25 protein-coding genes are annotated in these 24,830 nt (G+C 59.2%); 10 read left to right on the forward strand and 15 right to left on the reverse strand.

The window, feature by feature from the left end; genetic code table 11:
* Positions 1 to 10: 10 nt before the first annotated feature.
* The 4 genes from scpB to rnm all read right to left on the reverse strand — a co-directional run bounded on the left by scpB (position 11) and on the right by rnm (position 3,037).
* A complete protein-coding gene (scpB, locus tag WBR25_RS14475; RefSeq protein ID WP_005350230.1) occupies positions 11 to 583 on the reverse strand; it encodes an SMC-Scp complex subunit ScpB in 573 nt (190 codons plus the stop codon).
* A complete protein-coding gene (locus WBR25_RS14480; RefSeq protein WP_167572313.1) occupies positions 567 to 1,436 on the reverse strand; it encodes a segregation and condensation protein A in 870 nt (289 codons plus the stop codon). The genes scpB and WBR25_RS14480 overlap by 17 nt, the downstream gene beginning before the upstream one ends.
* On the reverse strand, positions 1,429 to 2,049 hold the full coding sequence (locus WBR25_RS14485) for an L-threonylcarbamoyladenylate synthase (protein WP_021231208.1): 621 nt from the start codon (positions 2,047 to 2,049) through the stop codon (positions 1,429 to 1,431). Before WBR25_RS14485 ends, WBR25_RS14480 begins: the two co-directional genes overlap by 8 nt.
* A gap of 106 nt (positions 2,050 to 2,155) precedes the next feature.
* Positions 2,156 to 3,037, reverse strand: a complete 882-nt coding sequence (rnm, locus tag WBR25_RS14490; RefSeq protein ID WP_479748402.1) for an RNase RNM — start codon at positions 3,035 to 3,037, stop codon at positions 2,156 to 2,158.
* Between the two features lie 436 nt (positions 3,038 to 3,473).
* Here rnm and WBR25_RS14495 point away from each other — a divergent pair, with 436 nt between their 5' ends.
* The 7 genes from WBR25_RS14495 to WBR25_RS14525 all read left to right on the forward strand — a co-directional run bounded on the left by WBR25_RS14495 (position 3,474) and on the right by WBR25_RS14525 (position 12,020).
* Complete coding sequence (locus tag WBR25_RS14495; RefSeq protein ID WP_479748404.1) at positions 3,474 to 5,108, forward strand: anthranilate synthase component 1; 1,635 nt, start codon at positions 3,474 to 3,476, stop codon at positions 5,106 to 5,108.
* Complete coding sequence (locus WBR25_RS14500; RefSeq protein WP_005359135.1) at positions 5,101 to 5,700, forward strand: aminodeoxychorismate/anthranilate synthase component II; 600 nt, start codon at positions 5,101 to 5,103, stop codon at positions 5,698 to 5,700. Before WBR25_RS14495 ends, WBR25_RS14500 begins: the two co-directional genes overlap by 8 nt.
* A 10-nt stretch (positions 5,701 to 5,710) precedes the next feature.
* Positions 5,711 to 6,739: an anthranilate phosphoribosyltransferase gene (trpD, locus tag WBR25_RS14505; protein ID WP_323923942.1), complete on the forward strand. Its 1,029-nt coding sequence runs from the start codon at positions 5,711 to 5,713 to the stop codon at positions 6,737 to 6,739.
* Positions 6,739 to 8,247 (forward strand): bifunctional indole-3-glycerol-phosphate synthase TrpC/phosphoribosylanthranilate isomerase TrpF, encoded by a 1,509-nt coding sequence (gene trpCF / locus WBR25_RS14510; RefSeq protein WP_479749912.1) that lies wholly within the window; start codon positions 6,739 to 6,741, stop codon positions 8,245 to 8,247. Before trpD ends, trpCF begins: the two co-directional genes overlap by 1 nt.
* Before the next feature lie 47 nt (positions 8,248 to 8,294).
* Positions 8,295 to 9,488, forward strand: coding sequence for a tryptophan synthase subunit beta (gene trpB / locus WBR25_RS14515; protein ID WP_088869817.1), 1,194 nt, complete (start codon positions 8,295 to 8,297; stop codon positions 9,486 to 9,488).
* Positions 9,485 to 10,291: a tryptophan synthase subunit alpha gene (trpA, locus tag WBR25_RS14520; protein WP_019445645.1), complete on the forward strand. Its 807-nt coding sequence runs from the start codon at positions 9,485 to 9,487 to the stop codon at positions 10,289 to 10,291. The genes trpB and trpA overlap by 4 nt, the downstream gene beginning before the upstream one ends.
* Positions 10,292 to 11,042: 751 nt before the next feature.
* Entirely contained in the window at positions 11,043 to 12,020 is a 978-nt protein-coding gene (locus WBR25_RS14525; RefSeq protein WP_479748407.1) for a hypothetical protein, read from the forward strand.
* 14 nt (positions 12,021 to 12,034) lie between these two features.
* On the opposite strand, the gene WBR25_RS14530 is transcribed toward WBR25_RS14525, so the two are convergent.
* A complete protein-coding gene (locus WBR25_RS14530) occupies positions 12,035 to 12,580 on the reverse strand; it encodes a metal-dependent hydrolase (protein ID WP_479748408.1) in 546 nt (181 codons plus the stop codon).
* A gap of 216 nt (positions 12,581 to 12,796) precedes the next feature.
* Here WBR25_RS14530 and WBR25_RS14535 point away from each other — a divergent pair, with 216 nt between their 5' ends.
* Positions 12,797 to 13,573, forward strand: coding sequence for a BPL-N domain-containing protein (locus WBR25_RS14535; protein WP_479748410.1), 777 nt, complete (start codon positions 12,797 to 12,799; stop codon positions 13,571 to 13,573).
* Positions 13,574 to 13,754: 181 nt separating this feature from the next.
* Here the strand turns inward: WBR25_RS14535 and WBR25_RS14540 are convergent, their stop codons facing one another.
* Positions 13,755 to 13,904: a hypothetical protein gene (locus WBR25_RS14540; protein WP_005338159.1), complete on the reverse strand. Its 150-nt coding sequence runs from the start codon at positions 13,902 to 13,904 to the stop codon at positions 13,755 to 13,757.
* Between the two features lie 442 nt (positions 13,905 to 14,346).
* On the opposite strand from WBR25_RS14540, the gene WBR25_RS14545 reads away from it, so the two are divergent.
* Positions 14,347 to 16,446 (forward strand): hypothetical protein, encoded by a 2,100-nt coding sequence (locus WBR25_RS14545; RefSeq protein WP_479748412.1) that lies wholly within the window; start codon positions 14,347 to 14,349, stop codon positions 16,444 to 16,446.
* Between the two features lie 78 nt (positions 16,447 to 16,524).
* On the opposite strand, the gene WBR25_RS14550 is transcribed toward WBR25_RS14545, so the two are convergent.
* From WBR25_RS14550 to WBR25_RS14580, 7 genes are all read right to left on the reverse strand, one after another.
* Positions 16,525 to 17,733, reverse strand: a complete 1,209-nt coding sequence (locus tag WBR25_RS14550) for a NupC/NupG family nucleoside CNT transporter (protein WP_021230483.1) — start codon at positions 17,731 to 17,733, stop codon at positions 16,525 to 16,527.
* Positions 17,734 to 18,091: 358 nt separating this feature from the next.
* On the reverse strand, positions 18,092 to 18,517 hold the full coding sequence (arsC, locus tag WBR25_RS14555; RefSeq protein WP_479748413.1) for a glutaredoxin-dependent arsenate reductase: 426 nt from the start codon (positions 18,515 to 18,517) through the stop codon (positions 18,092 to 18,094).
* A gap of 75 nt (positions 18,518 to 18,592) precedes the next feature.
* The gene (gene arsB, locus WBR25_RS14560) at positions 18,593 to 19,657 is read right to left on the reverse strand and encodes an ACR3 family arsenite efflux transporter (RefSeq protein WP_479748415.1); all 1,065 of its coding nucleotides are present in this window, start codon (positions 19,655 to 19,657) and stop codon (positions 18,593 to 18,595) included.
* A gap of 109 nt (positions 19,658 to 19,766) precedes the next feature.
* Entirely contained in the window at positions 19,767 to 21,530 is a 1,764-nt protein-coding gene (arsA, locus tag WBR25_RS14565; RefSeq protein ID WP_479748417.1) for an arsenical pump-driving ATPase, read from the reverse strand.
* Positions 21,531 to 21,557: 27 nt separating this feature from the next.
* Positions 21,558 to 21,926 (reverse strand): arsenite efflux transporter metallochaperone ArsD, encoded by a 369-nt coding sequence (gene arsD / locus WBR25_RS14570; protein ID WP_005347398.1) that lies wholly within the window; start codon positions 21,924 to 21,926, stop codon positions 21,558 to 21,560.
* 4 nt (positions 21,927 to 21,930) lie between these two features.
* A complete protein-coding gene (locus WBR25_RS14575; protein ID WP_005338181.1) occupies positions 21,931 to 22,299 on the reverse strand; it encodes an ArsR/SmtB family transcription factor in 369 nt (122 codons plus the stop codon).
* A 239-nt stretch (positions 22,300 to 22,538) separates the two neighbouring features.
* A complete protein-coding gene (locus tag WBR25_RS14580) occupies positions 22,539 to 22,937 on the reverse strand; it encodes an META domain-containing protein (protein WP_479748420.1) in 399 nt (132 codons plus the stop codon).
* A gap of 157 nt (positions 22,938 to 23,094) precedes the next feature.
* Here WBR25_RS14580 and WBR25_RS14585 point away from each other — a divergent pair, with 157 nt between their 5' ends.
* Positions 23,095 to 23,574 carry a hypothetical protein gene (locus tag WBR25_RS14585; RefSeq protein WP_429024591.1) on the forward strand — a complete coding sequence of 160 codons (480 nt, stop codon included), beginning with the start codon at positions 23,095 to 23,097 and terminating at the stop codon, positions 23,572 to 23,574.
* Position 23,575: 1 nt separating this feature from the next.
* On the opposite strand, the gene WBR25_RS14590 is transcribed toward WBR25_RS14585, so the two are convergent.
* Both WBR25_RS14590 and WBR25_RS14595 read right to left on the reverse strand, forming a co-directional pair.
* Positions 23,576 to 24,055: a putative 4-hydroxy-4-methyl-2-oxoglutarate aldolase gene (locus tag WBR25_RS14590; protein WP_005338188.1), complete on the reverse strand. Its 480-nt coding sequence runs from the start codon at positions 24,053 to 24,055 to the stop codon at positions 23,576 to 23,578.
* A 42-nt stretch (positions 24,056 to 24,097) separates the two neighbouring features.
* Positions 24,098 to 24,505, reverse strand: coding sequence for a DUF3293 domain-containing protein (locus tag WBR25_RS14595; RefSeq protein WP_479748422.1), 408 nt, complete (start codon positions 24,503 to 24,505; stop codon positions 24,098 to 24,100).
* Positions 24,506 to 24,830 lie beyond the last annotated feature (325 nt).

The following is a 24,830-nucleotide window of genomic DNA, read 5'->3' on the forward strand; positions in this document are numbered from 1 at the left end:
TGGGCGCCATTCACCGGGCATCGCTCTCCCCGTCCACCGCAGAGGGCAACAGGGGTTGCAGCTCCGGATCCAGCTCGGGGAGCTGCTCCAGACTCTGCAGATTAAAGTAATCCAGAAACTCTCTGGTGGTGGCGAGCAGCTCGGGGCGACCCGCCACCTCTTTGTGGCCGATGCTGCGCACCCAGCCACGCTCTTTCAGGGTATTCACTATCTGGCTCGACACCGCCACTCCGCGGATCGCTTCGATCTCGGCCCGGGTGATGGGTTGGCGATAGGCGATCAGGGTCAGCGTCTCCATCACGGCGCGGGAATAGCGCGGCGCCCGCTCGCTCCAGAGCCGCGAGAGCTCTTCGGCATACTCCTGACGCGCCTGAAAGCGCCAGCCGGAGGCGACCTCCTTGAGCTCGACGCCTCGCGAGCTGTAATCTTGCCTGATCTCGGCCAACAGCAGCTGAACATAGCGACTGGTCACCGGATAATCCGCCAGCACGCTGCTTTTCAGTTCGCTGACATTGAGCGGGCGACCGGCCACAAACAGCGCCGCTTCGATCAGGGTCTTGAGTCGTTCAGTGGGCAGCGCCACGGTTGCCCTCCTCGCTCTGCTCGGCCAATGCGAAATGGATTGGTCCCAGCGGTTCTGCCTGCAGGATCCAGATCAGTTGCTCCTTGCACAGCTCCAGCAGGGCCAGAAACGTCACCAGTACCCCCATGCGCCCCTCTTCGGCACGCAGCACCTGCTCAAAGCGCAGGGTCTGCCCCAGCGTGAGCATGGCAAGGATCTCCGCCATGCGCACCCGGGTCGGGATCTGTTCGCGGCGGATCTGGTGATGTTCGAAATGAGTCGCGCGTTTTACCACACTTTGCATGTAAAGGGCGAGCTCAACCAGCGAAACATCGGGCGCCAGTGGCTTGAGGGCGCCAAAATCGGGGGGAAAGGCGGTGGCGATATAAATCTCCCGCTCCACCCGTGGCAGCTCATTGACCCTCTCTGCACCTACCTTGTAACGCTCGTACTCCTGCAGGCGGCGAATAAGGGTCACCCGCGGGTCTTCCCCCTCCTCTTCATCCTCCAGCTCCGGCGCCTTGGGCAGCAGCAGGCGGGATTTTATCTCCGCGAGCCAGGCCGCCATCAGCAGATATTCAGCCGCCAGCTCAAGGTTGAGCCCCTGCATCAGCTCCACGTACTCCATGTACTGGGCGGTGATCTGCAGGATCGGCAGATTGAGGATATCGAGCTGCTGGCGCCGGATGAGATAGAGCAGCAGATCCAGCGGCCCCTCGAAGGTATCGAGGAACACCTCCAGCGCATCGGGCGGGATGAACAGATCCTGGGGCAGCTCGTGATAGGGCTGCCCCAGGACTTTCGCGATGGGTAGCGCGGCGCCAGTCCCCGTCTCGGCGGAGGGGACTGTCACCGGTTCAGCGACATCACTCAAACGGGGTTGGATCTCCGGCGCCGCGACGACGCAATACCGGCTCGTCGTCAGAGAAATCGACCACTGTGGTGGGCTGCTCGCCCAGATAGCCGCCGTTGACCACCAGATCAATCTGCTTGCCCAGCTTGTCGAAGATCTCTTCCGGGTCAAACTCGGCCATCTCGGACTCCGGCAGGATCAATGTGGTGGAGAGCAGCGGCTCGCCGAGGGCTTCCAAGAGCGCCTGAGCAATCTTGTTGTCCGGCACCCGGATGCCGATGCTCTTTTTCTTCTCGTTCATCAGGCGGCGCGGCACCTCTTTGGTCGCCTTGAAGATGAAGGTGTAGGCGCCCGGGGTGTTGTTCTTGATCAGGCGAAACGCGCTGTTGTCGACCTTGGCGTAGGTGGAGATCTCGGAGAGATCGCGGCACACCAGGGTGAAGTCGTGGTTGGCGTCGAGGCGACGGATGCGACAGATGCGCTCCAGCGCGCCCTTGTCACCCATCTGGCAACCCAGCGCATAACCGGAGTCGGTCGGATAGACGATCACGCCGCCGTTCTGGATGATCTGTACCGCCTGACCGATCAGACGGGCCTGGGGGTTTTCAGGATGTACGTAAAAATGCTGACTCATAGCTTGTTCTCGCAATGGGGGCAGCAATACCTGCCCGCTCGTATGGTCACGGATCAAAGACCCATGACACTACCTTAACCTGTTTGTGGCCGCTTCGCTGGCGCCATTACCGACTCGCCAGCAGCTCGGCATGTTGCTCGATGGTGAGCCCAAAGTGACCGGGATAGGCCAGCCAGACGGGCATGCCTTCCTTTGGCAGCCAGAGGTGGCGGCCCAGCTCGGTCCAGTTGGAGGGGAAGTGAAAATCCGATCCCACCGAGATATAGAGGTCGTGATCCTTGGCCCACAGGCCCAGATTGGCCCGCTCCTGCGGGCTCTGTTGGGGCAATGAGACCTCCATGGCATCGCCACCGGCCGCCTTGAAGGCCACCAGCAGCCGCTTGATCCACTTGGCGGTGAGATCGTAACGGCTGGGGTGGGCCAGCACCGCCAGCCCACCGGCGGCGTGAATGGCCGCGATGGCTTCGCTCATCTCGGGCCACTCGGCCGGGGCATAGCCTTTATTGCCACGGCTCAGGTACTTTTTGAATACCTTCTGCATGTTGTCGGCCACCCCGCGCGCCACCAGCACCCGAGCAAAGTGGGCGCGGGTCACGGCAGCATCACCGGCCAGCGCCTTGGCCTCTTCATAGGTGCCGGGGATGAGGCACTTCTCCAGACGACGCCCGATTTCCAGCGCGCGCGCCTCACGGCGAGCCAGCTGACCGGCCAGAAAGTCGGTCAACTGCGGATTTTTTTCATCCACCCCCAGTGCCACGATATGAATTTCGTGATGCTCCCAGCCGGTGGAGATCTCGACCCCGCTCACCAGTCGCAGCGGCAGTTGCTCAGCGTCGATGGTGCGGCGTACTTCATCAAGCCCGGCAAGGGTATCGTGGTCAGTAACCGCTAACACCTCGACCTGTTTTTCGGCGGCGCGGCGCACCAGTTCGGCTGGGCTCAGCACCCCGTCGGAGGCAGTGGTATGGCAGTGAAGATCGAATCTCATCAGGTTATTCCGCTCTCGTGGTCAGGTCACCATTCATGGCAAATCGGTGAAAGAAGGCTAAAAAGCGACTTGACTTGGCCGCGGCTTTATCGTTTTCTGTAGGCACTTCATTGCAAACATCTTTTTACAGGACTTTATCATGCAAACGACTTCCATCCTGACCATCTGGTGGTGGCACACTCCCTGACATGCGGGCGTGTGGTCGTTGCTGTACCTGTAATCTGACAGCAAATTAAGAACCCAAAGAAAAAGCCCGCTGACCCCAGCGGGCTTTTTTATTATCCGGCAAATGGACCTGTGATGAAACCGAGAATTCAGACAAGCAAGCTGACCTGGCGATGGCGCCCCTGAACCAGCCACCCCGGACCAATTAAATTTTCAAGGAATTCAACGTCATGAACATCGGTAACACGCATCACACGCAAGGGAACGCACTATGACAGCCACACATCGCCTTCCTCTGGGTGAATTCGATACCCTCAAACTCAACGCCCCCTATGTGGCCGATCCGCTGGCGCTCTATACCCGTCTCTGTCAGGGCCGCCCCAACAACCTGCTGCTGGAATCGGTGGAGATCGACTCCAAGGCGGGCAAGCAGAGCCTGCTGCTGGTAGACGCCTGCCTGCGCATCGAGTGCCGTGGTCGCACCGTGCGGGTTCGCAGCCTCAATGACAACGGTGCCCAGTTGCAAAGCCTGCTGGCCGAGCGGCTGCCTGCGGTGGTTGCCCGCTCGCTGGTAGATGGCGAATTGCAACTCGACTTCCCGGCCTCCGATCGGGAGCTGGACGAAGATTCCCGCCTCAAGGGGAGCAGCGTGCTGGACGTGCTGCGCACCCTGCAGCGGGAGCTCGATTGCCAGTTGGGTAAAGAAGCCCTCTTTATGGCGGGCAGCTTTGCTTACGACCTGATCGCCTCTTTTGAAGATCTGCCTGAAGTGCCGGAGGGGAGCAACAACTGCCCCGACTACTGCTTCTACGTGGCCGAGACCCTGATCACCATCGACCATATCGAACGCACCACTCAACTGCTCGCCTGCATCTTTGGCGGCGACAGCGACGAAAGCCAGGTGGAAGACAGATACACCCGCCTGACCGAACGACTCACCGACTTCAAACAGATTTGCCAGCAACCTCTAAGCGCCGAGCTGACCACCCAGCCCCTGACCGGCGGCATGAGCGTGGACAAGAGCGACAAACAGTTCTGCGCCGAGGTGGAGAAGCTCAAGGGCTTTATCCGCCGTGGCGACATCTTTCAGGTGGTGCCGTCCCGCTGCTTCTCCCTGCCCTGCCCGAGCCCCCTGGCCGCCTATCGCCGCCTCAAACAGACCAACCCCAGCCCCTACATGTTCTACGTACAGGATGAGGGCTTCACCCTGTTTGGCGCCTCCCCCGAGAGCGCGGTGAAATTCTGCGCCGCCAGCCGCGACGTGGAGATGTACCCCATCGCCGGTACCCGCCGCCGCGGTTTCAACCCGGATGGCAGCATCAACCGGGATCTCGACGGCCGTATCGAGCTGGAGCTGCGTCAGGACGAGAAAGAGGTGGCCGAACACCTGATGCTGGTGGATCTGGGCCGCAACGACATCGCCCGCATCTCCGAACCCGGCACCCGCTACGTCAAGGAGCTGCTGAAAGTGGATCGCTACAGCCACGTGATGCACCTGGTCTCCAAGGTGGTCGGCACCTTGCGTTCCGACCTTGACGCCCTGCACGCCTATCAGGCCTGCATGAACATGGGTACCCTCACCGGCGCACCGAAGATCCGCGCCAGCGAGCTTATTCGCATGGTGGAAGGCAAGCGCCGCGGCAGCTACGGCGGCGCGGTCGGCTACATCAACGGCGACGGCGAGATGGATACCTGCATCGTGATCCGCTCCGCCTTTGTCAAAGAGGGCGTGGCCCACGTGCAGGCCGGTGCCGGCGTGGTCTATGACTCCAAGCCGCAAGCCGAAGCGGACGAAACCCGCGCCAAGGCGGCCGCCGTGCTGGCCGCCATCGCTGCCAGCCATGGCACCTCTCTGCAAGCCCTGAGCGCTCAGCAGGAGCAACATAAGGACGTGAGCCATGACTAATATCTTCCTGCTCGACAACTTCGATTCATTTACCTACAACCTCGTCGACCAGTTCCGCTCCCTCGGCTATCCGGTGCGGATCTACCGCAACAGCCTGCCGGCCAGCCGCATCATGAGCGAGATCGCCGCCTGCGAAGGGGACGCCGTGCTGGTGCTCTCACCGGGGCCGGGCGCCCCCCACGAGGCGGGCTGCCTGATTGATCTGATCAAGCTGGCCCGCGGTCAGGTGCCCATCCTCGGCATCTGCCTCGGTCATCAGGCCCTGTGCGAAGCCTACGGCGGCACCGTCGGTGCGGCGGGCGAGATCGTCCACGGCAAGCGTTCGCTGATTGAGCACAACGGCCACGGCGCCTTCGCCGGTCTGCCGAGCCCGCTGCCGGTGGCCCGCTACCACTCGCTGGTCGCCACCTATGTACCGGAAGAGCTGACGGTGATTGCCCACTATCAGGGCATGCCCATGGCCATCGAGCAGCAGGATGAGCGGGTGCTGGGCTTCCAGTTCCATCCCGAATCCATCATGACCTCGGAAGGGGCCCGTCTGCTGACTCAGGCGCTCGCCCATATCACCCGTCCAGAAAGCAGTGTGCGGTAAGGAGACCAACATGCATCAACATCTCAACACCCTCTATCAGGGTCAGTCTCTGAGCCGTGAAAGTACCCGTGACGCCTTCGGCCAGGTGGTACGTGGCGAAGTGGATCCCATCGTGCTCGCAAGCCTGCTGACCGCCCTCAAGATCAAGGGGGAGACCCCGGAGGAGATCGCCGGCGCCGCCGAGGCCCTCTTGGCAGAAGCGCGCGACTTCCCGCGTCCGGACTATGAATTTTGCGACATCGTCGGCACCGGTGGCGATGGCCTCAACACCATCAACGTCTCCACCACCTCGGCGCTGGTCGCCGCCGCCTGCGGCCTGAAAGTGGCCAAGCACGGCAACCGCTCGGTCTCGAGCAAGTCGGGTTCGAGCGATCTGCTCGACAAGATGGGCATCAAGCTCGACATGAGCCCGGCGCAGGCACGTCGCTGTCTGGATGAGCTCGGCATCTGCTTCCTGTTCGCCCCCCAGTACCACGCCGGGGTGCGCCATGCCATGCCGGTACGTCAGGCCCTCAAGACCCGCACCCTGTTCAATGTGCTGGGGCCGCTTATCAACCCCGCTCGCCCCACCTATCAGCTGATGGGAGTCTATGCCCCCGAGCTGGTGCGCCCCATCGCAGAAACCCTGCTGGCACTGGGGCTGAAAACCGGTATGGTGGTGCACGGTGCCGGGCTGGATGAAATCGCCATCCACGGCCCGACCCAGGTGGCCCAGATCCGTGACGGCGAGATCCGCGAATTTATGATCACCCCGGCTGACTTTGGCCTGGAGACCTATCCGGTCAGCGCCATTCAGGGCGGGGAACCGGAAGAGAACCGCGCCATCACCGCCGCCATTCTGGAAGGACGTGGCACCCCGGCCCACAACGCCGCCATCGCCGCCAACGTGGCACCGCTGCTGCTGATGGCGGGCAAGGCGAAGGATCTCAAGAGCGCGGCGGCCGAGGTGCTGGCAGTGCTGGCGAGCGGCAAGACAGCGGATCTGGCCGCTCGGCTGGCCACCCTGAGTCATCAGGAAGCGGGTCATCAGGAGGCATGATGTCAGCCACCACATTGCACAGCAGTCATTCAGAACGCCCACAGGGCAAGAGCCAGTTTCGCAAGGATAACGAGATGTCAGACCTTATTGCTCCCCATGGTTTTCTGAACATGGCCTCCATCAGCCAGACCATTCTCGGCAAAATCGTGGCGGCCAAGCAGGAGTGGGTCGCCGCCCGCAAGCTGGCCCAGCCGCTGGATAGCTTCCAGAGCGCGCTGACCCCCAGCGATCGGGATTTCGTCGGCGCGCTCAAGGCGGGCTCCACCCGTTTTATTCTGGAGTGCAAGAAGGCCTCCCCCTCCAAAGGCTTGATCCGCGACGATTTCAGCCCGGAGGCCATCGCCGACATCTATGGCAAATACGCCACCGCCATCTCGGTGCTGACCGACGAGAAGTTCTTTCAGGGGGATTTCGCCTTCCTGCCGCGGGTGCGCAGCCGCGTCAGCCAGCCGGTGCTCTGCAAGGATTTTATGATTGACCCCTATCAGGTCTATCTGGCCCGCCACTATCAGGCAGACGCCATCCTGCTGATGCTCTCGGTGCTCACCGACGAGGGCTATCGCGCCCTGTTCGCGGTGGCCAAGGAGCTGGGTCTTGGCGTGCTCACCGAGGTGAGCAATGAAGAGGAGCTGACCCGGGCCATCGCGTTGGGTGCGCCGGTCATCGGCATCAATAACCGGGATCTGCGCGACTTGAGCGTCGATCTCAACCGCACCAAACAGCTGGCCAAAGACATTCCAAGCGATCGGGTAGTGATCAGCGAGTCCGGCATCAACCACCGCGCTCAGGTGGCGGATCTGCGCCACCATGCCAAGGGCTTTCTGGTGGGCTCGTCATTGATGGCCGAGCCGGATCTGGAAGCCGCAGTGCGCAAGCTGGTACTGGGCCAGAACAAGGTGTGCGGCCTGACCCGTGCCGAAGATGCCGCCGCAGCCCATCAGGCGGGTGCGGTATTTGGCGGCCTGATTTTTGTGGCCAAAAGCCCGCGCTATGTGGACATCCCCGCCGCCCGCGCCGTGATGGCGGGTGCGCCGCTCTCTTACGTCGGGGTTTTTCGCAACGCCCAGCCCGCCACCATCGCCAAGACGGTGGATGCGCTGGGGCTCGCCGCAGTCCAGCTGCATGGGGATGAGGATGCCGCCTATATCGATACCTTGCGCCCGCTGCTGCCGACTGGCTGCCAGATCTGGAAAGCGGTCGGAATCTCTCTTGGCAAGGAAAGCGGCGAGCCGCTGCCCGCCCTCGACTACCCGGCGGATCGCCTGCTGCTGGATACAAAAGTCGGCAGCCAGAGCGGCGGCACCGGTCAGGCGTTCGACTGGGCCCTGTTGGCCACGCTCGATAAAGCCAAACTGATGCTGGCGGGGGGCCTTAATCCCGACAACGCCCTGCAAGCGGCACAAGTGGGCTGCCTCGGCCTTGATTTCAACTCCGGGGTAGAGAGTGCCCCGGGCCAGAAGGATGCGCACAAGATTGCAGCCGCCTTCGGCGCACTGCGCAACCTGTAACGCAACCCTTTTTGATGTTTCGATTTAGCTAATACAAGGAAGAAGCCATGACCCTGCTCAACCCGTTTTTCGGTGAATTTGGCGGTATGTATGTACCCCAAATCCTTATCCCGGCCCTGCTCCAGCTGGAGAAAGCCTTTGTCGATGCCAAGGATGATCCGGCCTTTATCACCGAGTTTCAGTCCCTGCTGACCGAGTATGCCGGTCGCCCGACGCCGCTCACCCTGACCCGCAATCTGACCAAGGGCACCAAGACCCGCCTCTATCTGAAGCGTGAAGATCTGCTGCACGGCGGCGCCCACAAAACCAACCAGGTGCTGGGTCAGGCGCTGCTCGCCAAGCGGATGGGCAAGAACGAGATCATCGCCGAAACCGGCGCCGGTCAGCACGGCGTGGCCACTGCGCTGGCCTGCGCTCTGCTCGGCCTCAAGTGCCGGGTCTATATGGGGGCCAAGGACTGCGAGCGCCAGAAGCCCAACGTATTTCGCATGAAGCTGATGGGCGCCACCGTCATTCCGGTGCACTCCGGCTCCAGCACCCTGAAAGATGCCTGCAACGAGGCGCTGCGCGACTGGGCCGCCAACTACGAGTCGGCCCACTACCTGCTCGGCACCGCCGCGGGTCCGCACCCCTTCCCCACTATCGTGCGGGAGTTCCAGAAGATGATCGGCGAAGAGGCCAAGGCCCAGTGCTTCGAGAAGGAGGAGCGACTGCCCGATGCGGTGATCGCCTGCGTCGGCGGCGGGTCGAACGCCATCGGCATGTTTGCCGACTTTATCGATGAGCCGTCGGTGCGTCTGATCGGCGTCGAGCCGGGCGGTCACGGTATCGAGAGTGGCGAGCACGGTGCGCCGCTCGGTCACGGCAGCAAGGGAGTCTTCTTTGGCATGCACTCCTACCTGATGCAGGACAATCAGGGGCAAATTCAGGAGTCCTACTCCGTTTCGGCAGGGCTGGATTTCCCCTCCGTCGGCCCGCAGCACGCCCATCTGGCCGCCATCGGCCGCGCCGAGTACCCCTCGGTGACCGACAAGGAGGCGCTGGACGCCTTCCAGGAGCTGGCCAAATCCGAAGGCATCATACCGGCGCTGGAGTCCTCCCACGCGCTGGCCCACGCCCTCAAGATGGCCCGCAGTGAACCGGAAAAAGAGCAGGTGCTCATCGTCAACCTCTCCGGCCGTGGCGACAAAGATATCTTCACCGTCGCTGACATTTTCGAGAAAGAAGGAACCTTGTCATGAATCGCTACGCACAACTCTTCTCCCGTCTGGATGAAGCCAATCAGGGCGCCTTTGTGCCATTCGTGATGCTGGGTGACCCCACTCCTGAACTCTCGCTGGCCATCATTGATGCGCTGGTCGCAGGGGGCGCCGATGCCCTCGAGCTCGGCATTCCCTTCTCCGATCCAGTGGCGGACGGCCCCACCATTCAAGGCGCCGCCCTGCGGGCGTTTGCCAGCCACACCACCCCGGACGACTGCTTCGAGCTGCTTGGCCGCATCCGCGCCAAGTACCCGCAGCTGCCCATTGGCCTGCTGGTCTACGCCAACCTGGTCTATGTGCGCAAAATCGACGGCTTCTACGAGAAGTGCCAGCAGGCGGGCGTGGATTCGGTGCTGGTCGCCGACGTGCCGGTACAGATGTGCGCCCCCTACAAGGCGGCCGCCGACAAGTTCGGTATCGACAGCATCTTTATCGCCCCGCCCAATGGCGACGCCGAGACCCTGAAACAGGTGGCGGAGCTTGGCAATGGTTACACCTATCTGGTGAGCCGTGCTGGCGTCACCGGTGCCGAGACCAAGGCTGGCATGCCGGTGGAGGGGTTGATCAACACATTGCGCGAGTTCAACGCCCCCCCCGCCCTGCTCGGCTTTGGCATCAGCGAACCGGCTCAGGTGCGTGAAGCCATTGCTGCGGGCGCCGCCGGTGCCATCTCCGGCTCCGCCGTGGTGAAGATCATCGAGACCCACCACCAGAACCCGGAACATATGCTGACTCGTCTGAAAGAGTTTGTGGAAGGGATGAAGGCCGCGACCAACCGCTAAGGTCGGGTATGGGGTCAGCTGTCTGTGGCCCTGAGTTGCCAGTTCGCATAACCATGTAAAAGGGAGCCTGACCGGCTCCCTTTCTTTTTATCGCTTCGCCCCACTTGCGACTCTGGGGGTGTTGTGCCCTCTCCCTCCGGGAGAGGGTTGGGGTGAGGGGAATCTGCGGCAACCAAATTTGCTCGCATTGGATACCACTGATGACTAATTTATTGATCCAACACAGATTCCCGCCAAAACAAGCTTCTCAACGCGCCCCCCTCCCCCTTAAGATACCCGAATGACAATCAACCTCTCGGAAGAACACCATGACAGCGATTGTTGCAATCTCGCAGGTTAACAGCAGCGAACTGGGAGCTGTCACTCAGGGGCGGTAGCGTTTTTTTTTTAGGTTGGTGCCGAACATAACGAAGCCCAACAGGCGAGCATTATTGCACCGACCAGATCGGGATAAATATGGATGTGGCAGATCCATAAAATAGATTTACAGATATATTTCGCGGTAAACGTTGGGCTTCACTTCGTTCAGCTCCAACCTACGATTTTTAGCCCAACATACGAGATAAACAAGATAATGGTGATAAAATAAAAATATAACAAACATTAGGAACCCTGTCTTTTCGAGCAAGACATATCATAGCCAATACTCAAGAAGATGGAAGAATAATCTTTATGGCGGTAATTAAGGCTGACCTGAGCCGGTTGAATCACAACCACCGTCACCAACTTATCTTCGGTCAAAAGGATTTATATGATAGAACCTATAGTTTATATTAGTCCTGCATTTCGAGGAGGACTCATTCCTTCTGATTTATTTAGAACAGAAGCAACAATTATGTTTGATGTTTCTTGCGACATGGTCATACATGGCGGAATAATATTCCATATAGAATATGAAGAATTCATTCTCTCCCTAAGCTTTCAAAATAATTCAATCGTATTCCAAAGAAATGATACTGTTTCTGTTTTAGAACTTAACGAGTTTATTTATCTCTCTGCTGATATCCGAACATTTGTTATTTGGTCAACTTCAAGCATCACCCTTAACTGTGGAATAAATAGAGATTCCCGCAAACATTATGAGATAAAAACAAAATCTGTCGCCCCGCCTGTCGAACTTTTACGCTGGGCAAGAAAGAATAGTCTTTTAAATAAAGACATCTATTATTCAGAGGAGGAGTTTCGGAACAGGGTATATTCATCTTTATCATCTATCAACGATAAAATCAGCGAAGCTAATGCATATAAATCATTTTGGAATATCGAGTACAAAGGGCAAAAAATAATATCTAGAAAACCTAAAATAGAGGTTGACTTACAGCCAGTCATTCACTGTATGTTGTCTGATCAAATGCTATTAAGTAATATCGAAATCATTCCAGAATATGGTGCTGGCGTTGGTAATATCGATTTTGTTTTAATCGCATCAGTCAAAGATCGTGGAATGGTAAGGCTCTGCGTGGAATTCAAACTAGCTCACTCTAAAGATCTAGCTCATGGTCTCATTAAACAACTACCAGCATATATGGCTTCTACAAAATCTAAATATGGTGCTTACTGTATTTTGAGTTTCAAAGGTGAGTGGTTCGATAAGCCAAATATTGGCGATGATATAGACATCCAAGATCATGTAAATAAAATTGGTATTAGGGATAACAGCCCAGTTTTAGATAACATAAGAACATTTATTTTCGACATGACAAAACCTATAACAGCCAGCAAAATTTAATCATAAAAAAGGGCTCACATTTTTAAGATAAAATCAGGCCCCCACACCCGCCATCCCATCAACACCAACATCAATACAACCCCCGGCAGCCAGATCCAGTAGAGCTCGGAGAGGATCACCGCCTCACCTCGGGCGGTGAGATAGGCCTCCAGCTTGAAGGGGGCAACCCGGATCACCTGCCAGGGGGCAAAGAAACGCTCATCACGCCACGGCCAGAGCCAGCCAACCCCCTTGCCGCCGGTGGTGAGGGAATCGAGCAGGCTGTGGGAAAGCAGAGAGACCAGCAAAAATGACCAGACGGTGGCGGCGCTGGCCCGAAATTGGCGGTGAAACAGCATGGCCAACGTGGGCAGGGCAAGGGCGAACAGCAGTGAGTGGGTAAAACCGCGGTGGCCAAAGACATGGCCGTAGGCGACCCCCAGTTTAAAGGCGAGCACGTCGGCATCGGGCAGCATGGCGATAGCGACCCCAGCCAGCAGCAGGCGCGGCGGGATAATCCGGCTGCCAAGCCCGAGACCAAGGCAGAGGGGTACGGCAGCGTGGGTGACGATGGTGGGCATAGGGTGAAGCTCCAACTGAAAACGTGAGGCTACCCTACCCCCGCTCGGTGAAGTGAAGGTGAAGTGCGCCCACTGTATTGGCTCGCTGTTTGCTAAACGCAGGCCCAATCAGCGTTGGTGCGTTAACTTGAAATGTTCATTTAACAGCGGCTGACATGCAGAACGGGATCGTGATAAGTAGTCTCTTCGGTTCACATCACAGGGACAGTGGCAGCGATGAATGTATCAAAAAGCGTCGGGCTGATTGCGAGCGTTATCAGCCTTTGGTTAATGACAGGGTGCATGGCAGAGGCCGCCTCTGCGCAGCCGCAGCAAGAGCCGTACGCGCTGATCTATAACGGGCCGGTTTCTGATGGGGATAGCACCAGAGCGATTGCGGATGTGGTCAGGCAGGTGGGCTTGCCGGTCAGGTATCTCTCCAATATCGAGGCGCTGCCTGCAGAGCTCGATAATGCCAGGGTGTTTATCGTTGGCGGCACTGAGGACGATGTTGAGCCGCTCCTCAACGCCTTCACCGCGGACGCTCGCTCGGCATTAAAAACCTATTTGCTAAGCGGTGGCCGCTACCTCGGGATCTGCGGGGGTGCCTTTGTGGCATCCACCGGCTGGTCTGAAGAAGAGGGCTTTGTGCCGGCGCTGGGCCTTGTCCCTGCGACATCCGATGATTATGACGGCGACTTTAGCGCCAGGATCTTCCCGATCAACTGGCTTGGTGAAGAGCGCCAGATGTATTACCAGGCCGGCCCGCAATTTACGCCGGTGCCAAACCCCGAGCAGCTCAAGGTCATCGCCCACTTTCAAAACCATCAGATTGCCGCGCTGATCAGCTCATACGGCAAAGGCAAGGTGGCGGTTTCCGGGCCACACCCCGAAGCCCCCGAATCATGGAAAGAGAACGCGGTGGACGGCGACCAGATGGAGTCGAATATTCATCTGGCCGCAGGACTCGTTAACGAGTTGCTCTCCGAAGAGCCCGTCACCCATTCGAAGTAGTCGCGCCCCTACGCCCCTGGATGTGACCCCATTGCTCGGCCCGGAAGTGAGGCCATCCAATCGGCCGCAATCCATAAAAAACCACCGACCTGCAAAAGGTCGGTGGTTTTTTTATCGGTGGTAGATAACAGGTAGCCGATATGAAGGGTTCGCTACCTCAACTTTCGCCCGAGAGCGAGCACTACTCTTCCTGCTCCTCCGGTTGTCTCTCCTCACCCCGTATCTGTAGCAGCTCCTCGACCCTGGCTTGCCACTTGTCGTGGGCCTGTTTGCGCTCCTGCTGCATAAATGCTTCTCGCATGGTGTCGATTTTCTGGTCAAGTGTTTCCATCAGAGTGTCTCCTTGTGTGACCGCGTAAAGACTGGCTGACGGCGCGTTGGCCAACCTGCTCCCCTAATCTGACACCGCTAATGCCGTTACTGCCCAATCAAATAATCGATTGGAAGTGCTAAAACCAATCTAAAAATTCTTTTTCATGTGTGCGCCACCACGCCAGTGCAAGGGAAACAGGCCGCTCAGAACGGGATGATCCGGCGCACGGCCAACACGTTGTTGAGTGTGGTCGCCCCCTTTTCAGGGGAATGGGGCGCCATCACCCAATCCGCCCGGTAAGGGGTACCGGCAGATTTCCGGCGTGTTGCTGTGCCCATGATCACACAGTCACAACTCTCGCCCTCCGCTCACCGCGTCCCCGCTTTTTATCATCTAGAGTTACCGGGCAGTCCAAAGCTGCTGATTTATATACATTCGCCGCCAAGAGGGATCTTTTTTCATGACCGAGCATATCGATCTGCTACCTATCAACACGGATGATGAGCAGGACGCAGGCAACCGTTACCTCTACTACACCGAAGGGGATCTGGCCCGCATTCTTGCCAATCTGGAACAGCTGCGCCACGCGGTGTTTCCGGCCGCCATCGGAGAGAGTGAAACGGGCGCCACCGTGCCCCACAACTTTCCCTCCGTCTGTCTGGTGGGGCTGGGGCGCTGCGGCTCCAACATCGCGCAGGATGTGGCCTCGCTGGTCTACAACGCCCGCAGCTTTTATCTCAATGAGTTCAACAGTGAAGAGCAACGCAAGCGGGAGAAGGAGTTTGGTCCGGTGAGCTGGATCCGGCGCAATCTGCGGCTGCCAAACAACGGGGCCCGGCCGGTCTTTCTGATCGAGCCCATGGTGATGCTGGGGGATCTGGACAAGGACATCGATGGCCGCATCCGCCACTCCAATCGCAGCGGCGAAGGTGGCTCCTTGCGTGATTACGCCAAGATGCGGGTGATGGACTTGTCGGAGATCCACGCGGGTGGCGCGGGTAACGCCCCCATCCTTGGCCAGTATCTGGCCAAGATCATCCTCAACAAGAGCCCCCACTACTTCGCCAACTCCGAGTGGCAGGCCATTCATACCTATCTGGTGGACTCCTGCGGCATCAAGGCCAACCAGTCCCGCCTCTATTTCTACATCTTCAGTGCCGGGGGCGGCACCGGCTCCGGCATGGCCTCCGAGTTCGGGCTGGCCCAGCAGTACTCCTACATGAGCAAGACCTTTTCGCCCCCGTCAGAAGAGGAGGAGCACCTCTCCCTCGGGGAGCACTTTATGTTCGATCCCATCTTCACCAGCGGCATCTGTATCCTGCCCAATATCTGTGATCGGGGTATCGAGATCTCGGAAGCGCTGCACATCAACGCGGGGCGCCTGCTGTGCAAATACCTGGCCGAGGAGTGGGACTTCTCCTATCACTTCGACAACGAGCAGGCGTGCGATGCCAGCATGCTCAAGCGGATCAGGCCCTGGAATGCCATGATGCTGATCTCCAACGACATCATGCGCTACGCCGAAGAGAGCGACGATGGCGAGATCCAGCATGTTGATGTCAACACCATGGAGAAGTACGCCAACCAGTACATCTCCCAGCAGATCTTCAACATTCTTACCGCCCAGGCCGTCACCACCGACTACGACGAGAACTACTTTCGCCGGGCGGGCATCGATATCAGCGAGACCATTCGACTCGATGCCAACGACCTCTTTATGAGTCTGGCGGGGCCGGTGGCGGTGGCGTATGCCGAGTCCATCTCGCCCCCCGGCTGCCTGTTTGACAAGGAGGACGGGCTCAATGTGGACGATCTCTTCACCCGTTCCATCGAGCTGCCCCACTTCAACAAGATGACCCAGGCCATCGAGGGGATCAGTCTGCTGCCCATCGAGGCGGGCAACTATCGGGAGTATCTGGACGACTATGTGAAAAGTGGCCATGACCCGGCCCACCTCAACGAGCTGCACTTCTTCAAGAACTGCTCATCGGTGGTGTCGATCATCTCCCTGCCCAAGGAGTACAAGCTCTCCTATATGGATCTCAACCGGCTCAAGTCTCACCTCAACGGGCTCTTCCCCAATACCACCCTCAAGCGCTATGCGCTGGTCATCGGGGCGTCGGCCAACATCTCCCTCACCACCCTGATCGTCAAGAGCCCCTGCCTGAGCGATGACTTCCTGACCCTGATCGTGGCCTTTATCAAGCGCTGCTTTGCCAAGGATCACTATCGCTTCGATGAGCATCTGGACAAGGCGGTGATCGAGATGATCTGCAATGAGGAGTGGAACGATGCGCTGCTCGACAGCATGCTCAACGAGTTCGAGAACCCGGCCAAGATCCTCGATACCAACTGGTACGCCATCAAGCCCATGTATGAGAAGAAATATCGGGAGCTTATCCGCGAGAAGGAGAAGTTCGTCTCCATCAACGATATTCGCCTCAGCCGCGAATCGGTGAAAAAGGCGCTGCTCTATTTGCGGGAGATCTATCGCCACCGGGTCAGCAAGACCCGGATCCTCTCCCTTAACCCACGGCTGGGGGAAGCGAACGCTCGCTAGCACCCTGCCCATAAAGCAAAGCGCCCGCCCCACATGGGGCGGGCGCTTTTTTTACTGGCGCAGCCTAGCTTTATCTCATCATAGGGAGACAAAGATCCCGGCCAGGGTGGCGCTCATCAGGTTGGCCAGGGTCGCCGCCAGCACCGCCTTGAAGCCCATATTGGCCACATCGTGACGACGCTCCGGTGCCATGGTACCGATGGAGCCGAGCTGCACCGCAATGGAGCCCAGATTGGCAAAACCGCACAGCGCGAAAGTGATGATGATCTGGGTGTGGGCACTCAGGTCTGCCTTGATATTGGCAAAGTCCAGATAGGCGACAAACTCGTTCATGATCACCTTCTGACCAATCAGGGAGCCTGCCGCCATCATCTCGCTGGCGGGCACGCCAATCAGCCAGGCCACCGGGGCAAACAGATAACCCAGCAGCTGCTGCAGGGAGAGGTCTGCCCAGCCGAACCACTCGCCGACGGTGGTGAGACCGGCGTTGATCATGGTGATCACGCTGACAAAGGCCAGCAGGATGGTGCCGATGGCCACGGCGATCTTCATGCCGCCCATGGCGCCGCCCGCCAGTGCGTCGATGGCGTTGCTGTAGTCGCTCTTGTCGAGGGTGATCTCGGTCTGATCGCTCACCTGCTGCTGCTCCGGCACCAGCAGTTTGGCCATCAGCAGGCCACCGGGCGCAGCCATAAAGGAGGCGGCGATGAGGTATTTCAGATCCACACCCAGACCGGCGTAACCGCCCAGCACCGAGCCCGCCACCGAGGCCATGCCGCAGGTCATCACCGCAAAGAGTTCGGAGCGGGTCATACCGGCGAGGAAGGGGCGAATAAGCAGCGGCGACTCCCCTTGCGACAGGAAGATATTGCCGGTGGCCACCAGAGATTCGGCGCGGCTGGTGCCAAGCAGACGATGAATGGCACCGCCCAATACCCGGATCACCCACTGCATAATGCCGAAGTGGTAGAGCACGGCAATCAGCGCGCTGATAAAGATCACCAGCGGCAGCACCCGCACGGCGAAGATAAAGCCGTTGCTGGCGAGATCGCCAAACACGAAACGGATGCCGCTGTCGGCAAAGCCGAGCAGGGCGGAGACGCCATTGCTCATGGCACCGAGCATGATTTGTCCGGGGGGAAAATAGAGCACCAGGGCAGCAAAACCGGTTTGCAGGGCGAGCGCACCCAGCACGGTTCGCCAGCGGATGGCTCGGCGGTTTTCACTCGCCAACCAGGCGATAAACATCAGGGCCAGCATACCGACCAGACTCAATAACAGTGTCATCTTGCACCTATGAAGAGAGGAGTTTCATATGGCAAGTCTGCAGACAGGCGTCGCGGGCGATCCGGCGGGAGAGGTGCCGACCCACGCGACACGCAGACCACAAACCTACAGGTTAGTGGCGGGTCCCATCCTGGGGTCATTCACGTTCCGGGTGACAGCATGTATCGGGTGACGCCAGCGCAGTCGCAGGGGGAGATGCGGCCGGGTGGCAGGTCGGGCGGCGATGGTACAGTGATCATCGTCACAGAAAAAGCGGTAAAACGATTAGCCGGAATAACTTTTTCAACTTGTTCACACAACGAAACAGGGCCAGCGTGAAGCTGGCCCTGTTTCGATCCGTACTTGAGCGTTCAGATGATTACTTGAGGCGCTTGCCGCTCGCGTCCACCACCTGCTCGCCATCTTCCTTGGCGAAGGCCCCTTTTTGCTGATCGGGCAATATATCGAGCACCACTTCCGACGGACGGCACAGCTTGGTGCCAAGCGGCGTAACGACGATGGGGCGGTTGATGAGGATGGGGTGGGCCAGCATGGCATCGACCAGCTCATCATCGCTGAAACGATCTTCCGCCAGCCCTAGCGCCTCGTAGGGGGGCACGTTCTTGCGCAGCAGATCGCGCACCGGCATGCCCATGGCGGCGATCAGCGCCACCAGCTGGTCACGGGAGGGGGGCGTCTCCAGATAGTGGATGACTGTGGGCTCGACGCCGCTGTTGCGGATCAGCTCCAGGGTGTTGCGGGAGGTACCACATTCCGGGTTGTGATAGATGGTGATTGCACTCATTTGCGTGTCTCTCATGAATCAAGTGAATAGAAAATGGATAGCATCAGTTGGCGGCCATCTGTTAGCGGCCATCAGTTAACGGCCCAGCCCCGCTTCGTACCAGGGTTTGCTGGCATTGACGATGCGCACCACCAGCAGCATGACCGGCACCTCGATCAGCACCCCGACCACGGTGGCAAGCGCCGCGCCTGAGTGAAAGCCGAACAGGCTGATGGCGGCAGCCACCGCCAGCTCGAAGAAGTTGGAGGCACCGATCAGGGCAGAAGGACAGGCGACCGAGTGCTTCTCCCCCACCTTGCGGTTGAGCCAGTAAGCCAGCCCTGAGTTGAACAGCACCTGGATCAGGATCGGCACCGCCAACAGGGCGATAACCAGCGGCTGCTCAATGATGGCGTTGCCCTGAAAGGCGAACAGCAGCACCAGAGTGAGCAACAAGGCCGCCACCGACCAGGGCTGGATGCGGGTCATGACGCCGTCAAAATGGGCCTCACCCTTTTTCAGCAAGGCCTTGCGCAGCAGCTGGGCGATGATGACCGGAATGACGATATAGAGCACCACAGAGGTAAGCAGGGTATCCCATGGCACTACTATGCTGGAGACCCCGAGCAGCAGCGCCACCAGCGGGGCGAAAGCAAACACCATGATGAGGTCGTTCACCGCCACCTGCGACAGAGTGAAGTAGGGATCGCCGTTGGTGAGACGACTCCAGACAAACACCATGGCGGTGCAGGGTGCCGCCGCCAGTAGGATCAGGCCCGCTACGTAACTGTCGAGCTGATCCGCTGGCAGCCAGTCGGCAAACAGCACGCGGATAAAGAGCCAGCCGAGGAAGGCCATGGAGAAGGGTTTGACCAGCCAGTTGATAAAGAGGGTGACCCCAATCCCCTTCATGTGGCCCTTCACCTGATGCAGGGCGCCAAAATCGATCTTGAGCAGCATGGGGATGATCATCACCCAGATCAGCAGCCCCACCGGCAGGTTGACCTTGGCCACCTCCATGGCGCCGATCGCCTTGAAGAGATCCGGCAACCCCTGCCCGAGACCAATCCCCACCAGAATGCAGAGGGCGACCCAGGCGGTCAGATAACGTTCAAAAAAGCCGATGGCAGGCACGGCCTTGGCATCACATGTTGCAGACATCACAGCTCCCGATGCGGCGCAATCCCGCATCTTCTATTGGTTCAAAACACAGGTTTATAACAAGTAACGGCATATTCAAGCCGCCCCGGCAGCAGACCGGGGCGGCGACTCAATGGTGCTGGCAGAGACGGCGCAGGGCATCGGGCCCCACTGGCTCCTCGGCGAGCAGCGGCACCACGGCGTAGCGGCTGGCATGTTGCTGCTCGACCGCTTCGATATGGGGCAACTGGCGCTCGGCCCGCAGTTGCAGCAGCGGTGAGCTGACCGCGGCTTGCTGCAAGCTGTGGTTGATGAGCCAGCCCCAGGGCTCGATACCGGCCCGGCGCAGCTCGGATTGCAGATTGGCAGCCTCCTGCACTGGCGTCGGCTCGGGCAGCGTCACAATCAGCACCTTGGTCTGCTTGGGGTCCTGCAACTGCATCATGGGGGTGGTGAAGTGCAGCCCCTTGTTTCCCATCTGGCGAGCGATCTCCCTGTGGTAGGCGCCGGTGGCGTCGAGCAGCAGCAGGGTGTGGCCGGTGGGGGCAGTATCCATCACCACGAAGCGCTTGCCCGCCTCGCGAATGATGCGCGAGAAGGCCTGAAACACGGCGATCTCCTCGGTACAGGGGGAGCGCAAGTCCTCCTCCAGCAGTGCCCGCCCCTGCTCGTCCAGGGCCGCTCCCTTGCTGGCCAGCACCTGGGCGCGGTAACGCTCGGTCTCGGCGTGGGGGTCGATGCGACTCACCTCAAGATGGGACAAGCTACCTGCCAGCGTCTCGCTCAGGTGCGCCGCGGGATCCGAGGTGGTGAGGTGCACCGGCAAGCCGCGGCTCGCCAGCTCCACCGCCACGGCGGCAGCCAGCGTGGTTTTGCCCACCCCGCCCTTGCCCATCAGCATGATGAGGCCGTGACCGTCGGCGGCCAGCTCGTCCACCAGCGAACTCAACTCGGGCTGGGCTTGCTTGACAGTGGGCTGTACTGTCGGGGATTGAGCGGTTGTTCCCTCTGATTGCAGCAACAGCCGCAAACTATCGACCCCCACCAGATTGGTGGCCAGCAGCGGGATATGATCCTGCGCCAGCCCCTTTATCCCTTGCGGCATCTGGGCAAGAGCCTGTTGCTCGCGCTGCCAGAGCGCCATTGCCAGCGGATCTCCGGCAATGGCGCCTTCGGGGAAGAGGCCATTGATCACCAGTTGCTGGTTCAACAAGCCGATGGCGGCCAGCTCCTCGTGGGTGCGAGCCACTTCCCGCAGAGTGGATTGCTGGGCCCGCGCCACCAGCACCAGACGGGTGCGGGCAGCATCAGCCAGCGCAGCGACCGCCTCTGCATACTGGCTGCGCTGCTTCTCCAGCCCCGCCAGCGGGCCCAGGCAGGAGGCATCCCCCTTGCCCTGCTCCAGAAATTCGCTCCAGGCGCCCGGCAATTGCAGCAGCCGGATGGTGTGGCCGGTTGGGGCCGTATCAAAGACGATATGGTCATACTCGGCCAGCAGCGTTTGGTCGGTCAGCAGCGCAGTGAATTCGTCAAAGGCGGCGATCTCGGTGGTGCAGGCGCCGGAGAGCTGCTCCTCGATGCTGCGTACCACGCTCTCGGGCAACTTGCCGCGCACCGGCCCGACGATCCGCTCCCGATAGGCTTTGGCCGCCGCGGGGGGATCTATCTCCAGCGCCGACAAACCGGGCACTGTGGCGATATCGGTGACCCGATTGCCGATCTCGGTGGCAAACACCTGCCCCACATTGGAGGCAGGATCTGTGCTCACCAGCAGCACCCGCTTGCCAATATCACACAGCGCCACCGCACTGGCGCAGGCCAGCGAGGTCTTGCCCACCCCGCCCTTGCCGGTGAAAAAGAGAAACGGCGGTGGATTGGTCAGAAAATGGTACATAGCCTCTCCCGAATGGTGCGTCACGACTCAGCAGCAACCGCTGCCGGAGCAGCAGCCGCCCTTGACGATCCCCTTGATGGCCGCTTGCGGCGCAGGCAGCCCGGCATAACGGGCCAGCTCACTGCGGCTCGGATAACGACCGGTCAACACCACCTGCCCCTCCACCAGCACCAGCGGCAACCCCTCCTCCCCGGCGTGGGTCAGAAAAGCGCTGACGGCAGGTGTCTCGGCAAATTGCATCGGCTGCTGGGCCAGATTGAAACGCTCGATGGCTACTCCCTGCTCCTTTGCCCAGGCAAGGTCGGCTGCGAAGGTGACCAGTGCCTGATCAACCTCGGTACCGCAGACACCGCTGGAGCAGCAGAGGGCGGGATCAAAAATCTGAATGGAGGACATGGCATTACTCCTTGTTGCAGCAGGGCTGCGCAGGCAGAACATGGGGGGAGCAGGCTGACTCGGCACGCATCACGCCGCACGCCTCGGGATGACCGGCGCAGCACTCCTCGGTGAGGTAGGCGATCACATCCAGCATCAGGGGAATATTGGCGCGGTAGCGCAGAAAGCGCCCCTCCTGCTCCACCGACAGCAGACCAGTGTTGAGCATCGCTTTGAGGTGAAACGAGAGGGTATTGGGGGCAATATCGAGCTCGCTGGCAAGTTCACCGGCGACCCGCCCCTCCAGCCCGGCCTTCACCAGCAGCCGCCATACATCGAGCCGGATGCCGGATGCCAGCGATTCAAAGACCTTGGTGGCCATCTCTTTGTTCATCTTCACTCCCCTTGGTGCGACCTTTCATTTCAACTATACATGAATCATTGAAGTGATCAAGATGCGTACCGAAGCGAAGAGACGAGGTTCTGGCATCAAAGCGGGCTGACTGGAGAATCGACGAGTGAACAACCGTTGCGGACGAGCACACAGGGCTCATCGCAGATAAACAGACGCCCCCCAGAGGGAGGGCGTATCAGACAGTCAGAACTGTCGGGGCAATCAGACGAACGCGTGCCTTATTTGGCAGCTCGCACAGCGTTGAAGGTGAGCAGGGCCGCCTTGTTGGCATCGCTCAGAGTCAGCTGGTTGCCGTTGATGGAGTAGGTGGCCACCTTCTCCAGCTTTTGCAGGAACTCGGTCTCTTTGTTCATGGCGTCGCCGATGCACATCATGCGAGTGGAGCCCATAGCCCCCAGCGTCAAGACTCCGTCACCCTGCGTGGTGATACCGCCAAAATAGCGGTTGCAGCCGCCCTTACCCGCCACCTTGCCGTCGACCACTTGCAGGGTGAAGGTATCGCCGGTGGCGCCTTGCAGCTGCCAGCTGGATGCTTGCAGTTGAGCCATGCTGGAACCTGTTGCCATTGCGCAGCCTCCCAGTGCCAGTGCGGCCAGCAGAGTCAGTTTCTTGTTCATGGATTCACCTCTTAATGATTAGAGCCATCAATACGGCAGCCTGTTTAACATGGCTGGCGCCCATGCCAAAGGATTTTATTGTGATCTCCCTTCACTTTACTACCAGCTGGCATGTGCCATGCTTAGGCTCAGTTCCGGACCCAGGGAGGGGAAACGAATGGTCAAATCACTCATCATCACACTGCTTGCAACCTGCGCCAGCATGGCCGTACAGGCCGCCGACTGGGCAGTGGTTCAGCCGCAATCCAACCCGTCTCTCTATGTCAAAAGTTACTCGGGTGTGTTGCTCAATGGCCATAGCCATCACAGCGACAGTTTTGATCTCTGGCTGGTCAATAGCGGCTATCAGTATCCGGTGGTGGATGATGTGACCCTCTTTATGGAAGCGGGCCCGGCGGTGGCGGATCAGAATCGCACATCCGGTTTCAATATGAGTTCGGGGATACGCTACCAGCTCTCTCCGGCATTCAATATCGGCAGCCAGATCAAGCATCTCGATCTCAACAAGGCCAGCACCCTGCTGGAGCTTAACTCCAGCCTGCTGCTGACCCCCGGACTCTCCCTCACCGCCAACTACGGCGTCAGCGCCATCACTGCCGATCAGGCACTGAGCCTGGGGGTCGGTTTCAACTTCTGAATCAGATCAGCGGCGTGGCACTCACCACCACGCCGTTGCGATCCGCATAGACGTAATCCCCTTCGTGGATGGTCACCCCGGCAAAGCTGACCACGGCCCCCAGCTCTCCCAATCCTCGTTTCTCGGTCTTGACCGGACAGGCTGCCAGCGCCTTGACCCCGAGTGCCAATGTCGCCAGGGTGCCCACATCCCGCGCCGCGCCGTGGATCAGGATCCCCTCCCACCCCTGCTCCACCGCCTTGACCGCCAGTTGATCGCCAAGCAGCGCACGGCGCAGCGAGCCGCCACCGTCGATCACCATCACCTTGCCGTGACCGGGGCGGGTCACCAGATCCCGCACCAGACTGTTGTCTTCATAACAGGAGAGCGTTACGGCGCGACCATAAAAGAGGGCCTTGCCGCCAAAATCCTGAAACACCGGGTCGGCCACTTGCAGCAAGTCGCCATGTTGATCGCAGAGGTCGGGCAGGAGATCCAGCATGATTTGATTCCTTTCAGATGCATGAAGGTGTTCATTCTTTCATCAGGCAAGGTTTCTGGCAATCCAGAAGGATTCAATATTGCCCAGACAAACTGCTGATTTATCCATCAATACTGGTGTCAGCCAGAGCTGGCCATCCTCCACCCAGTAGATGGCGTTCTGGCCGAAACGGGCAGCCAGCTGACGGGCTTGTGGCAGGGATAGCGCCACCGCCAGCGATGACTCCTGCCAGCGTTCGTCCGGGTCAGATCCCCAAAATGGCCCCACCACGGGCACCTGCAAATCCACGGTCAGATGGCGCCACATCGCCCGTTCCCGCCGCATATTGCGTCGTTCTGTGACCCACTGGCTGGCCGGATTCCAGGCTGTGATGATGGCAAAGGCAGACCAGCCTGGTGGCTCAAATGGCGCTATAAAGCAGGTTTTCTTGTAGTTTTCCCACAAATTCATGTCAATCACATGTTACATTCCATTACATTTTGTATGGGCGAAAACCCGGTTCAGGCCAAGTATGATGCTGCTGTACCAGGGTTTGACCTATATCAAATCAGAGTTAAAAAGTTGCTATCTGACGGCAAAGAGTGTTGTTATGCTCCTGTTAACTGATAAAATGCGGCCACTTTCGTAATGGACGACCTTTCCAGGCTCTGCTCGACCAGACTTGTCGGGAACCTATAAGTGGCACAGGGATACTTGCCGGTACTGATGCCTAATTCGCGATATTCCGACCTGACTCTCATACCCAGGATGACGTAATAAATTTTCAGGATCAGTC

The sequence above is a fragment of the Aeromonas sp. MTB genome (genome assembly GCF_056632455.1).

What these genes read in the sequence shown, in the direction of transcription:
- WBR25_RS14485 (WP_021231208.1), bottom strand. Translation starts at nt 2,049, where the DNA reads ATGAGTCAGCATTTTTACGTACATCCTGAAAACCCCCAGGCCCGTCTG.
- WBR25_RS14500 (WP_005359135.1), top strand. Translation starts at nt 5,101, where the DNA reads ATGACTAATATCTTCCTGCTCGACAACTTCGATTCATTTACCTACAAC.
- WBR25_RS14580 (WP_479748420.1), bottom strand. Translation starts at nt 22,937, where the DNA reads ATGAACAAGAAACTGACTCTGCTGGCCGCACTGGCACTGGGAGGCTGC.
- WBR25_RS14585 (WP_429024591.1), top strand. Translation starts at nt 23,095, where the DNA reads ATGGTCAAATCACTCATCATCACACTGCTTGCAACCTGCGCCAGCATG.
- arsA (WP_479748417.1), bottom strand. Translation starts at nt 21,530, where the DNA reads ATGTACCATTTTCTGACCAATCCACCGCCGTTTCTCTTTTTCACCGGC.
- WBR25_RS14495 (WP_479748404.1), top strand. Translation starts at nt 3,474, where the DNA reads ATGACAGCCACACATCGCCTTCCTCTGGGTGAATTCGATACCCTCAAA.
- trpCF (WP_479749912.1), top strand. Translation starts at nt 6,739, where the DNA reads ATGTCAGCCACCACATTGCACAGCAGTCATTCAGAACGCCCACAGGGC.
- WBR25_RS14575 (WP_005338181.1), bottom strand. Translation starts at nt 22,299, where the DNA reads ATGAACAAAGAGATGGCCACCAAGGTCTTTGAATCGCTGGCATCCGGC.
- arsB (WP_479748415.1), bottom strand. Translation starts at nt 19,657, where the DNA reads ATGTCTGCAACATGTGATGCCAAGGCCGTGCCTGCCATCGGCTTTTTT.
- WBR25_RS14590 (WP_005338188.1), bottom strand. Translation starts at nt 24,055, where the DNA reads ATGCTGGATCTCCTGCCCGACCTCTGCGATCAACATGGCGACTTGCTG.
- WBR25_RS14525 (WP_479748407.1), top strand. Translation starts at nt 11,043, where the DNA reads ATGATAGAACCTATAGTTTATATTAGTCCTGCATTTCGAGGAGGACTC.
- trpB (WP_088869817.1), top strand. Translation starts at nt 8,295, where the DNA reads ATGACCCTGCTCAACCCGTTTTTCGGTGAATTTGGCGGTATGTATGTA.
- WBR25_RS14540 (WP_005338159.1), bottom strand. Translation starts at nt 13,904, where the DNA reads ATGGAAACACTTGACCAGAAAATCGACACCATGCGAGAAGCATTTATG.
- WBR25_RS14530 (WP_479748408.1), bottom strand. Translation starts at nt 12,580, where the DNA reads ATGCCCACCATCGTCACCCACGCTGCCGTACCCCTCTGCCTTGGTCTC.
- WBR25_RS14545 (WP_479748412.1), top strand. Translation starts at nt 14,347, where the DNA reads ATGACCGAGCATATCGATCTGCTACCTATCAACACGGATGATGAGCAG.
- WBR25_RS14550 (WP_021230483.1), bottom strand. Translation starts at nt 17,733, where the DNA reads ATGACACTGTTATTGAGTCTGGTCGGTATGCTGGCCCTGATGTTTATC.
- WBR25_RS14535 (WP_479748410.1), top strand. Translation starts at nt 12,797, where the DNA reads ATGAATGTATCAAAAAGCGTCGGGCTGATTGCGAGCGTTATCAGCCTT.
- rnm (WP_479748402.1), bottom strand. Translation starts at nt 3,037, where the DNA reads ATGAGATTCGATCTTCACTGCCATACCACTGCCTCCGACGGGGTGCTG.
- arsC (WP_479748413.1), bottom strand. Translation starts at nt 18,517, where the DNA reads ATGAGTGCAATCACCATCTATCACAACCCGGAATGTGGTACCTCCCGC.
- arsD (WP_005347398.1), bottom strand. Translation starts at nt 21,926, where the DNA reads ATGTCCTCCATTCAGATTTTTGATCCCGCCCTCTGCTGCTCCAGCGGT.
- trpA (WP_019445645.1), top strand. Translation starts at nt 9,485, where the DNA reads ATGAATCGCTACGCACAACTCTTCTCCCGTCTGGATGAAGCCAATCAG.
- trpD (WP_323923942.1), top strand. Translation starts at nt 5,711, where the DNA reads ATGCATCAACATCTCAACACCCTCTATCAGGGTCAGTCTCTGAGCCGT.
- WBR25_RS14595 (WP_479748422.1), bottom strand. Translation starts at nt 24,505, where the DNA reads ATGAATTTGTGGGAAAACTACAAGAAAACCTGCTTTATAGCGCCATTT.